10 protein-coding genes are annotated in these 11,311 nt (G+C 58.5%); 8 read left to right on the forward strand and 2 right to left on the reverse strand.

Features of this window, described 5'->3' with window-relative positions:
* The first annotated feature begins 49 nt into the window (after positions 1 to 49).
* Complete coding sequence (locus CWI75_RS16255; protein WP_101522584.1) at positions 50 to 1,033, forward strand: SMP-30/gluconolactonase/LRE family protein; 984 nt, start codon at positions 50 to 52, stop codon at positions 1,031 to 1,033.
* Between the two features lie 181 nt (positions 1,034 to 1,214).
* On the opposite strand, the gene CWI75_RS16260 is transcribed toward CWI75_RS16255, so the two are convergent.
* Positions 1,215 to 2,597, reverse strand: a complete 1,383-nt coding sequence (locus CWI75_RS16260; RefSeq protein WP_101522585.1) for an MBL fold metallo-hydrolase — start codon at positions 2,595 to 2,597, stop codon at positions 1,215 to 1,217.
* Between the two features lie 405 nt (positions 2,598 to 3,002).
* On the opposite strand from CWI75_RS16260, the gene ilvD reads away from it, so the two are divergent.
* The 7 genes from ilvD (at position 3,003) to CWI75_RS16295 (ending at position 10,943) form a co-directional block, all read left to right on the forward strand.
* Positions 3,003 to 4,676, forward strand: coding sequence for a dihydroxy-acid dehydratase (ilvD, locus tag CWI75_RS16265; protein WP_101522586.1), 1,674 nt, complete (start codon positions 3,003 to 3,005; stop codon positions 4,674 to 4,676).
* A 10-nt stretch (positions 4,677 to 4,686) separates the two neighbouring features.
* The gene (locus CWI75_RS16270) at positions 4,687 to 4,977 is read left to right on the forward strand and encodes a hypothetical protein (protein ID WP_101522587.1); all 291 of its coding nucleotides are present in this window, start codon (positions 4,687 to 4,689) and stop codon (positions 4,975 to 4,977) included.
* A gap of 130 nt (positions 4,978 to 5,107) precedes the next feature.
* A complete protein-coding gene (locus CWI75_RS16275) occupies positions 5,108 to 6,301 on the forward strand; it encodes a multidrug effflux MFS transporter (protein ID WP_101522588.1) in 1,194 nt (397 codons plus the stop codon).
* A gap of 113 nt (positions 6,302 to 6,414) precedes the next feature.
* On the forward strand, positions 6,415 to 7,662 hold the full coding sequence (locus CWI75_RS16280; RefSeq protein WP_146003617.1) for a hypothetical protein: 1,248 nt from the start codon (positions 6,415 to 6,417) through the stop codon (positions 7,660 to 7,662).
* Positions 7,662 to 8,591 carry a hypothetical protein gene (locus CWI75_RS16285; RefSeq protein ID WP_101522590.1) on the forward strand — a complete coding sequence of 310 codons (930 nt, stop codon included), beginning with the start codon at positions 7,662 to 7,664 and terminating at the stop codon, positions 8,589 to 8,591. The genes CWI75_RS16280 and CWI75_RS16285 overlap by 1 nt, the downstream gene beginning before the upstream one ends.
* A 33-nt stretch (positions 8,592 to 8,624) precedes the next feature.
* Positions 8,625 to 9,407, forward strand: coding sequence for a crotonase/enoyl-CoA hydratase family protein (locus tag CWI75_RS16290; RefSeq protein WP_101522591.1), 783 nt, complete (start codon positions 8,625 to 8,627; stop codon positions 9,405 to 9,407).
* A 15-nt stretch (positions 9,408 to 9,422) separates the two neighbouring features.
* Entirely contained in the window at positions 9,423 to 10,943 is a 1,521-nt protein-coding gene (locus CWI75_RS16295) for a class I adenylate-forming enzyme family protein (protein ID WP_101522592.1), read from the forward strand.
* A 179-nt stretch (positions 10,944 to 11,122) separates the two neighbouring features.
* Here CWI75_RS16295 and CWI75_RS18565 read toward each other — a convergent pair.
* Positions 11,123 to 11,311, reverse strand: a 189-nt coding sequence (locus CWI75_RS18565) for a hypothetical protein (RefSeq protein WP_206604768.1), incomplete at its 5' end; no start/stop codon positions are given.

Here is an 11,311-nt window from a genome sequence, read left to right on the forward strand (position 1 = left end):
ATGAGGGACTGCAAACTCATGAAATTGTCGGATCAAGGAGAAACATCAAATGGATAGAAAACTCGTGTTCGCAACAATTGCACTAGCGGCCTGCGTACTCCACACAGGTGCCATCCAGGCCGGCGACCGCGCGTTTGCCAAGACCGTACCCGCCCTGACAGGCGCCCCACCCGAAGGTTTTACAATCGGCCGTGGCACAATCGCCTATAACAGCTCCGTGGATGGATCGATATATAAGGTTGACCTGCGCAGCGGAAAAGGTGAAGTCCTTGTCGAGGCCGAACCTGATTTTGACCTGTTTGGGGGGGAGTGCGTGAAACTTGGGATGCGCGTTGACCCTCGCACCAATTATCTGTTCGTGGCCGGGTGCAAGGTCGGTAATGCTTTAGTTTACAACGCCGAGACCGGTGAAGAGATCGGGGATTATTACCTGGCGCCCTTTGAGACCGTCATCAATGATGTGGCGATCACCCGTGAGGCCGTGTACTTTACCGATTTCACTGGGCCGTATCTCTACCGACTATCCCTATCAAAAGGCGGTCGACTGCCCATAGGCGATGGCGTCTTGCCTGTTGCGCTGATTGGCAACAACGATAATGACCCCCTGGCCAGCCCTTCGACCGCAAACGGTATTGTCGCCACACCCAACGGCGATACGCTCATCATCGGGGACTCGGCCACTGCGCAAATCTATCGGGTGGATCCGCTCACCGGGCATTCCGACAGAATTATTGTAGAACCGCCATTGGAAGGCTTTATCGATGGCATCGTAGCGCACAAAGGCTTGCTGTATATACTCACGCCTTTCGGTGATGGCTCAGGACCGGACTGGATACAGGTCGTGGCCCTGGACAAGGAATTGCTGACCGGGCGCCGGGTCGGGATCATTACTGACCCGGATATGGACGGCGTGGCCAGCGGCGCGATGCTGGGGAACTCCCTGTACGTGAACAACGCACGCTACACCACATTTCCGGGGCCTGATACGGAGTACTCGCTAACCAGGTTGAAGATCAGCAAAGTGCAGCCGTGAAGGATTTACGCGGGCCCTCCCAATAGAGACCAGGACCGCCACGATACCAGGTTGAACCTGGGCCCTGCCCAGCTTCCCCGGCAGGGCCTTCACTGCGGCCCCCATGTTCAGCCAGGGTGAGAGGGCCGAGACCATCGAGACAGGATGAGCCTGTGGCGCCCTGGCATGCCAAGCTCACACCTCATTTTTCCGTTCTGTCTGGTGTATCGAGCGGAAAATCGAGCTTCTTCCATGCCGTAATGCCACCAAGCATGTTGTGTACATGCATGAAACCGCGGCGTTTGAGGATGCTCGCGGCAACGCCCGCGCGATGTCCGACACTGCAGTACACGACGATCTCGCTGTCTTTGGGAAGCTGTGGCAGATTCTGCTCCAGGTAACCGAAAAAGCGGTGAATCGCTCCCGGAATACATCCCTCATTCCACTCGTACTCATCTCGAACGTCGAGTAGGTGAACCTGCTCCTGCTGCATCCGGTCCGCGGTCTCAACAGCGCTTGTCGTGCCGAGCATTGCGATCGGCAGCCCCTGCTCGCGCCAGGTCTCCAACCCACCTACGAGGACACCTTCCACCGTATCAATGCCTATGCGCGCGAGCGATGTCACTGCCTGCTCCATGTCTTCGGGGCTTTCCACAACGAGAAAGATGCGAGTACTTTCACTCGCGATCCAACCGGCGACGGCCGGTATGCCATCAAGCCAGATGTTGTAGGACAACGGGATATGTGCGCCCGCAAAAGCTTCCGGGGATCGAATATCAATCACCAGCCCCTCCTTCATGCGGCTCTGGAAATCCCCAGGCTTAAGCACCTGGAGTGTCGACAGTGGGAGCGGCCGGCCGGGCAGCAGGTTCACCTTTTCCATATGTCGGAAATATGGCGGGCGCCCCATCTTTTCCGCGAGCTTATGGTCACGGAATTCGTTGCGGCTTTTTATGAAGACGGCGTTGCTTCCTTTTTCGATGCCCAGCGTGGACTCATCACGGGCGGAAATATTGCCGCCGCATGCAGAGCCCGAACCATGCGCCGGATAGAGCAGCGTCTGGTCGCCCAGCGGGGCGATTCTGTCGTGAACGGAGTCATACAGGATGCCGGCGTTCTCACCCGTCTTTTCCGGATCGGGCAGATCGGTGCGTCCGGTATCGCCGACGAACAGGGCATCGCCGGTGAACGCACCCCAGCATTTGTCGCCGGCATCCTCAACATAAACCGCGTAAGTGACGCTCTCCGGCGTGTGGCCCGGGGTCTCGAGCGCGATAAAACGGGTTGTTCCCACCTTGAGCTCTTCGCCATCCTTCAGCTTGATATCAGTGTGCCCAAAAAGTTCATGACAACCGCTGACGATTTTCGCTCCGGTCATCTCCGCAAGCGGGGCGGAGCCGAACTCGAAATCCTCCTGCCGATGTGTCTCCAGGATGTAAGCGATCGAGAGCTCGTTTATATGCGCCAGATGCAGATATTCGTCTACATCGCGCCTTGGATCTATCACGACGGCAAGGCCTTGCCCACAACCCAGAATGTATGAGTTGTGACCCAGACCCGGGGTCTTCAAACGCTGAAAAAACATGGCCCTTCTCCAGTGGTGGGATTCCCCGTTACCTTCGCCAGTATAGACCACCATCGCGAAGGGCACGGTCCTTTCACGGTATGCTCAGGCCTCAGTGACCGTGTCCCGGTAGGCGTGCCAGGTGGCATGGCCCAACAGTGGCAATACGACGATCATGCCCATCCTGTACTTATTAAGTAGAGTAGCCGTTTTTCCAAAAGTTTCGCGGCGTAAACCGATTCCGGGTTGCAGGGCCAATCAAGCCCTGGCGCACCGTTATTCCGCTCAATCCTGACCTCTCGACTCCCATGGGTCCATATAATGTGAACAGGTCCGAATCTGCGATACTATTCACGCTGCCACGCATGAGACTGGAATAGCGGCAGCATCGTATAACCATCATTAAACCCGGAGGCCAGCATTACTGTGAAAGACACGCGCACCTACTCATCCCTCGTTGTGGATGGCATTGAAAAAGCCCCTGCTCGCGCCATGCTGCGCGCGGTCGGCTTTACCGACGAGGATTTCCGCAAGCCGCAGATCGGTATTGCCTCTACCTGGAGCATGGTGACTCCCTGCAACATGCACATCAATGCACTTGCAGACGAAGCCTGCGCCGGCACGGACGCGGCGGGTGCCAAGGGCGTGATTTTCAACACCATCACGATTTCCGACGGCATTGCCAATGGCACGGAAGGCATGAAGTACTCGCTGGTCTCGCGGGAAATTATCGCCGACTCGATAGAAGCGGTGGTTGGTTGCCAGGGATTTGACGGCGTGGTGGCAATAGGCGGCTGCGACAAGAACATGCCGGGCTGCATGATCGGCATTGCCAGGCTGAATCGACCTGCGATATTTGTTTATGGAGGTACCATTCAACCCGGCGCAAACCATACCGATATCATCTCGGTCTTCGAGGCCGTGGGCCAACACGCGCGTGGTGACGCAAGCCTGCTGGAAGTAAAGCAAATTGAAGAAACGGCGATTCCCGGACCCGGTTCCTGCGGCGGCATGTACACTGCCAACACAATGGCTTCTGCCATCGAGGCCCTGGGGATGAGCCTGCCCAACAGCTCCGCACAGGAGGCGATATCCAATTCCAAGGCCGAGGACTGCCATCGAGCGGGAGCCGCTGTGCTGGCCCTGCTGGAGCGTGACATCAAACCCTCTGATATCATGACGCGGGAGGCTTTTGAGAATGCCATTACCACGGTTATCGCTTTGGGCGGTTCCACTAACGCGGTGCTGCACCTCCTGGCCATGGCGCATGCGACACAAGTGGAACTGACGCTCGATGATTTCGTGCGTGTTGGGGCGAAAGTGCCTGTGCTTGCGGATCTGCGGCCCAGCGGTCAGTACATGATGTCGGAATTGATCGCGATTGGTGGCATTCAGCCCCTAATGAAGATGTTACTGGATCGAGGGTTACTGCACGGCGACTGCCTTACCGTGACCGGCAACACGCTCGCCGAAAACCTGGCGGACGTGGCACCCTATCCGGAGTCACAGGATATCATTCGCGCCTTTGACAACCCGATCAAGCGCAACAGCCACCTGGCGATTCTTCGCGGCAATCTGGCGCCCGATGGCGCGGTGGCGAAGATCACCGGCAAGGAAGGCCTGCGTTTTTCTGGAACTGCGCGTGTGTTCCATTCGGAAGAGGAAGCCTTGCAGGCCATTCTCGACGGTCGCGTGGTAAAGGGGGATGTCGTAGTGATTCGCTATGAGGGACCTCGCGGCGGGCCGGGTATGCGCGAAATGTTAAGTCCCACATCGGCGCTGATGGGCAAAGGACTTGGCTCCGATGTGGCGCTGATAACCGATGGGCGTTTCTCCGGCGGCAGCCACGGGTTTGTGGTGGGGCATATCACCCCGGAAGCGAGTGAGGGGGGGCCGCTCGCCATTGTTGAGGACGGCGACGAGATCGTGATTGATGCCGAAACTTCGCAGATTGAGGTAAAGTTGAGTGCCGGCGAGATTGCCGCGCGCCTTGCCCAATGGCAACGACCAGCACCGCGCTACACACGTGGCCTACTGGCGAAATTCGCAAAAACGGTGGCGTCGGCATCGGAAGGCGCAGTCACTGACAAATACCTTTAAGGAAAACTGCATGGAAAATGAGGTAGATACGCGGAGTTACCGACTGATCAGTGGGATATTCCATCCTGACGAGGCCACCCAGCTGCTAATGACGCTGATAGAGGACAAGATCAGTTTTCACCAGCGCAAAGACTGGAGCCGTCGGGAGCGGTTTGGTGAAACCGATACGGAGGGCGTCAAGCGTATCGGTGAACTGCGCCAAACCAAGGCGGATCTGGCGGCTGTTATTAAAGAAGCCGCAGCTGCCGGCATGAAACTCACCATCAATGGTAATATTGAAATCACCCTGACGCCGGAGTAAGCGGCGGCAATACGCGGTCCTGCTGCGCAGGCCGCGCCCCAAGCCCGGCACTGCCAGGCATGCTATACTGCCGCCTTCGCGACCTGCAGTCGCAGGCCCGCAGCACCCCGCAACACCGCCCGGAACCCGCATGACCCACTCCCAACATACGCCCCTGGCGATCATATTTGCCCTTGGTTTCACCATGATGCTCGGGCCCTTTGCCATCGATACCTACCTGCCCGCGTTTCCGGACATCGCCGCCGACCTGGGCGTTGACATCAACGTTGTGTCCCTGACCATTTCCATTTACATGTTTGCCATTGCCCTGGGGCAACTGGTGGGCGGGGCCCTGTCCGACCGCTTTGGGCGCCGCCGGGTGCTGGTCACTGGCCTTTTGCTGTTTGCCGGCGCCAGCTTTTTCCTGTCCCAGGCGCAGACGATTGAATCGTTACTGCTGGGCCGGGTCATACAGGCCATTGGCGGCGGCTTCACGGCGGTGTCCATACCGGCCCTGGTGCGCGACCGGGTCAATGGCCTCCAGGCCGCCAAGCTGTTTTCGATGATTGGCCTGGTCGCTATCGTGGCGCCCGCGATCGCCCCTTCCATCGGCACCCTGCTGCTGCGTTTCGGGGACTGGGGAATCGTCTTTGCCTTCCTCGGGATCTACGCCCTGTGCCTGTTGCCGCTGCTGTCGGTGACAGTATTCAAGGGACCGCGTCGGCCGCCCGCTGGTCCCGGCGGCATCAGCATGTTAAAGCGTTATCTGGAGGTGCTGCGCGAACATCGTGCGCTGCCGCATATCGGTTGGCAGGCTGCGGGCTTTGGCGGCCTGATCATCTTCGTGACCTGGTCCGCTTTTATCTACCAGCTTCACTATGAGCAATCCCGCGATGCCTTCGCCCTGCTATTCGCCTGCAATATTGTCACCATGTTTTGCTGCAACCTGCTGAACCGGATGCTGCTAAACCGACTGACTTCGCTGCAGATCCTGCGCGGGGCAACGGTCGCACAGGCCGTGGCCGCGATCTGGCTGGTGGGTGTCGCCCTGCTGGATGGTTCGGTTTTCACTTTTTTACCGGGCATGATGCTCTACGCGGGCGCCCTGGGCGCTATAAGCCCCAATAACCAGGCCAGTTTCCTGGAGTATTTCCCGAATAGCAGCGGTTCAGCGGCTGCCCTGATGGGGACGGCCACCTTCGCTTTAGGGGGTATTGCCAGCGGGCTCAGCACATTGCTGCCACAGACCCTGCCGGCCGTGACCCTGTGCATGCTGGCCTGCTCACTGGCGGCACTGGGCTTCATGGCGCTGCGCGGGACCCGGAACCATGCCACGCAGCCCTAATGTGGCTTCCGTTGTCTTCTCCTGTTTTTAAGGTAGACTCCCAGCCAGCATAACCGACCACAAAACCAGTGGCCGGCGCTGTACATTTTTTCGCAGTGGTCGAATCGAGAGACATGGACAAAGAGCGCTTCCTGGGCAACATCTACATCCACCTACCCTGCCACGTGACTGACGCCGGCTCAGCAAGGGTACTGGAGGCCCTGAAAGCAGAGCGGCAGAGCGGGTTCCCTGCCACTTTCATGGCGGAAATGGAAGCTCGTTTCGCCTCGGAGATTTCCAACCAGATGAAAAAGGAGTTGCGTCGGGCCTGTATCGGCGAATTCCAGTTCGTGTGCCACGACCACGAGGAAACCTGCAATACCGAGCAGATCGTCCGCCCCGGCGTTGTCTTCATCGCGCTTCACCCTCACACCGGCCTGGCCGTGGTCACGATTGTATTCCATGGCGTGGAACTCCCCGCTTCGCAGCTTCTCGACCAGGTATCGAAAGAAGAAATCCTCTGTCGCCGCGCCGGCGCTGTGTCTGAACCCGGCAACTTCGAGATATTGTTAAGAGAGGAATACGGCCTGATCAAGACCGGCACCAGCCGGGTGTGTCTGTCTGCCACCCAGGAAAACAAGCCCCAGGACGATGTGGCCCGCTACTATTTGGCCGGCGAGACCTACCGCTCAGAGAATATGGGAGCAGCCCTCAAACCGGGAGCGTTCCTTGAACAAATCGGTCAGGACGTGGCGCAGTATGACAGCAGTGAAATCTACGTTGGCAAAAACAATATTCTGCGCATCGACACGCGCGCCAACAACAGTGCTGAAATACCCGCAGTCTTCTCCGACGCGGCGCTGCTGTTTATCATTGAGCTCATCGTGTTCCAGGATGCAGCGGTTTCACGCACCAACACCAAGGTCGTACAGAAGATCGGGCACGAAGACCGGGTCCCGATGAAGTTTCTCGAAGACTGCAGCAACGAGTTCGGACGCACCATGGCTTTCTGGAACATTCGCGTGTTCCGCTTCATCACCGCCCAGACCCTCGCAGACATCATCGCCGTGCGCTTCGAGACCCGGGCCGACCTCGCCGCCTACCGGGAGAACCAGCAATTTCTCGAGCATAAGATCAACATCCGCTATGCGCTGGCCACCGAGGCAGAGAATCGGGTCCTTAACACCATCGCGGTGCTGCTGTTCGTTTTCGAGGCCCTGCCCGCGTTCTACCGGGCCGGCCTGATGGCGCTGTCGCAGTCACCTATGGCGCCGGAACAGATCCTGGCGGGCACCAGTTCCTCCGGGCTGGTAGCTATCATGCTGGTCATCCTGATCCGGTTTCTCAGAACCCGCAAGTCGGGGACTGCCACGGCGAAATGATGAAAGATACGGTAAACCGGCTTCACCACCAGTTCCAGCAGGGCACCCTGGGGACGGATGAGGTAAAGCGCCTGGCCCGTTGGGCGCTGACACACGCGGAAGCGCGCCACTACCAGCCGGAGTCATTGTTCAAATACACGCGTATTCGTTATCTTGCGTCGCGGCCTTCAAGCGGCACCGAAACGGTTCTGGACCTGTGGTGTGAAGTCCTGGAGGTAAGCAAGTGGTACTACCGCAGCGTCGAGTCAGCGCCTGCGCAGTGGTTGGCGTCGCTGGAGCACGCCCTCGTGGAAACTCATCCAGCCTGCGTGAGTTACGACAGCTATGACTACTTCCTGGCTCATGGCTGGACGGTGCACGACATGGTGCTTTCCTCCATCGAGCTTTCCACCGCCAACATCGGCAACTATGACGGCAGCTTCGAGGATATCGAGCACTGGGTCCGCCTGCGGGAGAAAAACCTGCCATTTTTCCTCGGCGTCACCTGCTGTGGCACGCTGGTGGGACAGTGGGCGCTGACCCTGCTGACCGGATCCGAATACCAGGCACTCCTGTGCGGGACGCTTGAGGAAGACGAGATTGCCGGCGCCCGCTACACCGGACCCGGCGAATACATCGGCTACATCTCCACAACCACCTTGCACCGGGATTTCCGGCGCCATCGTTTCCTGCGTGGGTTACTTGAGCATATTGCCGGACTGATGCGTTCCCAACTCACCCAGGGGGTCCGGTTCTTACATATCGGCGCCAATGCCTATACCGAGGCTGGTGTGCAGCTATGCCGTTTGTTCGGCCTGGAGTACGTGACGGAACACTGCTCCCAGGGACAGGTCTATGTCGGCGATGAACGACAGATCCTGGATTCGCCCCTGCTGCGTCGCAACACGACCCTGCCCACTGGCTCCGGTCGCGACTCGTTAGCACTATAGTTCCACCAATTGTCATACAACGGAGAGCCAGCCTTGGACAACTCACCCGTACGAATAGAAGAAAACGGTCACGTCTGCACCATTATCCTGGACCGACCCGACAGGAAAAATGCGGTTGACCGGCAAACGGCTGAGTTGCTACAGGCCGCGTTCGAGCAGTTTGAAGCCAACGAGTCACTGCGCGTTGCGGTGCTGTGGGGTGCCAACGGTACCTTCTGTGCCGGTGCGGACCTGACTGCCATGGGCGACCCACAGAGCCGAAATACAGTGGATCCCGAAGGCGAAGGTCCAGGCCCCATGGGCCCCACCAGGATGATGCTGAGCAAGCCCGTTATCGCTGCGATATCCGGTTACGCTGTCGCCGGTGGCCTGGAACTGGCCCTGCTCTGCGATCTCCGGGTGGCAGAAGAGTCGGCCGTTTTCGGGGTTTTCTGTCGTCGCTGGGGCGTGCCACTGATAGACGGAGGCACCGTTCGCCTGCCCCGTGTTGTGGGCCAGTCGCGCGCCCTGGACATGATCCTCACCGGTCGCCCCGTCGCTGCACAGGAGGCCCTGCAGATCGGGCTCGCCAATCGTGTGGTACCTGACGGCACCGCTCGGGAAGCCGCCGAAGAACTGGCCGCCCAGATCGCCGGGTTCCCCCAACACTGTATGCGAGCCGATCGCGCATCCGCCTATCAGCAGTGGGACCTGTCACTGGCAGACGCTCTTCAGAACGAAGGCAAACACGGTTACCCGATTGTCTTCGAAGAAGCGATCGCAGGAGCCGACCGGTTCACCAAAGGGGCCGGGCGACACGGCCGGTTCGATACCTGAATCAGGAGCACCCCAATGACAACAACCTATCTTGACCTGATAAACCGTGGTGCAAAACAGTATCCGAACCGAACGGCCATCGTCTATGAAGACCAGGCCTTTACCTTTCGGGACGTTGACCGTCTCAGCAGCCAGCTTGCACACGCCATGCATGAGGCTGGCGCGCGGCAGGGCGACCGCGTCGCGTTACTCCTCAATAACGGTCCCAATAGCGTCCCCCTGGACTTTGCCTGCGTCAAGGCCGGCCTCAACCGGGTTCCCCTGAATGCGAGGTTATCTGTCAATGAGCACGTAAAGATGCTCAGCGAGAGCGGGGCTCAACGAATCGTGTTCGGCGCGGACCTGGCTGAACATACCGCGGCGCTGAAGGCGGAGGTGCCCGAACTGCACTGTCATGGCCTGGACAGCTCAATCGGGGGCGGCACGGACCTTCTGCGCAGTGCCCGGACCCAACCGGAATCGGCGCCGACTATTACGGTAAAGGATGATGATATCGTTCTGACCCTGTTTACCTCCGGCACCACCGGCACGCTCAAGGCAGCCCAGCACACCCAGGCATCCTACGCCGGCATCTGCAAGAATGTGCTGATGAACCTGATTAATGTAGAGCATGACGACGCCATGCTGCATGCGGCTTCCCTGATTCACGCCAGTGGGATTTTTGTATTGCCCTTCTGGTTACGGGGCGCCAGAACCGTCATCATGAAAGCATTCGACCCAACCGCTTTCCTGGACCTGATCGCCAGAGAGCGGATTACCGCGATCAACATGGTACCCACCATGCTGCAGATGCTGCTGGGCCATCCGGATTTTGAACAAACTGATGTATCTTCGCTGCGCCAGGTCATCTACGGCGCTTCCCCCATGCCCCGACCGGTCATTGAACAAGCCATGGCGGTATGGGGACGTGAACGGTTCTGGCAATACTACGGCCAGACCGAATGCCCGCTGACCATCACGGTGCTTCGGCCCGAAGATCATGAAGCTGACCTGTTGGGTTCCTGCGGCAAGCCCTGCGTTGATGTCGAGCTGCGGCTGATCGACGAAGCGGGCAATGAGGTGCCGCCAGGTGCGCCGGGCGAAATCGCGGTCAGGGCCCCCTCGATGATGAAAGGTTACTACAATGCCGACCAGCTCAATGCCGAGATGTTTACCGACGACGGCTGGCTGCGTACCAGGGATATAGCAGTGATGGATGAGCGTGGCTTCCTGCATATGAAGGACCGCACTTCCGACATGATCATTACCGGCGGTTACAACGTTTATCCCCGCGAGGTCGAGGATGTACTGATGGAACATCCGGCGGTGGCCGAGTGCTCCGTCGTTGGTACCAAAGACGCAAAATGGATTGAGGCCGTCACCGCGGCGATCGCCCTGAAACCCGGCCAGCAGGCGACCGAAGCGGAACTGATCGAGTTTGTCAGTGGGCGACTGGCCTCCTACAAAAAACCCCGCAAAATCGTCTTTCTGGACAGTGTACCCAAAACAGCTGTCGGCAAGCTGAACCGCAAAGCGTTGCGGGACCTGCTGGCCTGATACAGGCCACGTCGGCGAGGTGCACAGGTGGGGTTGGCGTTAAGCTGGCCGGATGTCCATCCGGGCTCAAGGCTCATCGATAAAATTTCCGGCACACTCCGTTATTCGATCCTATACTCAAAAAGCGAGTGTATAGATCTTGCAGAACTTGGGGTTTCCACACTCAGAGAATGCTTCTTTCAAAAAACTTGAAGAAGGGGAATTCCTATGTTCACGAGAAACCATTTCGCCGCGGCGGCAGCTGCGCTATTGGCTGCCGGGTCCGTATCAGCGGCGCAGATTACCGGCTGGAGCGACACCAATGTCTTGACGGACTTGACGACGGCAGGCAACAGTGTAATCCCCCCATTTTTAATCGCCCTTTTGAG

Source organism: Kineobactrum sediminis (assembly GCF_002868715.1).
Taxonomy (GTDB): Bacteria; Pseudomonadota; Gammaproteobacteria; order Pseudomonadales; family Halieaceae; genus Kineobactrum; species Kineobactrum sediminis.

Excerpts from the sequence above, each read along its gene's own strand:
- CWI75_RS16255 (WP_101522584.1), top strand. The coding sequence starts at position 50 with ATGGATAGAAAACTCGTGTTCGCAACAATTGCACTAGCGGCCTGCGTA.
- CWI75_RS16260 (WP_101522585.1), bottom strand. The coding sequence starts at position 2,597 with ATGTTTTTTCAGCGTTTGAAGACCCCGGGTCTGGGTCACAACTCATAC.
- CWI75_RS16270 (WP_101522587.1), top strand. The coding sequence starts at position 4,687 with ATGGAAAATGAGGTAGATACGCGGAGTTACCGACTGATCAGTGGGATA.
- CWI75_RS16275 (WP_101522588.1), top strand. The coding sequence starts at position 5,108 with ATGACCCACTCCCAACATACGCCCCTGGCGATCATATTTGCCCTTGGT.
- CWI75_RS16280 (WP_146003617.1), top strand. The coding sequence starts at position 6,415 with ATGGACAAAGAGCGCTTCCTGGGCAACATCTACATCCACCTACCCTGC.
- CWI75_RS16285 (WP_101522590.1), top strand. The coding sequence starts at position 7,662 with ATGAAAGATACGGTAAACCGGCTTCACCACCAGTTCCAGCAGGGCACC.
- CWI75_RS16295 (WP_101522592.1), top strand. The coding sequence starts at position 9,423 with ATGACAACAACCTATCTTGACCTGATAAACCGTGGTGCAAAACAGTAT.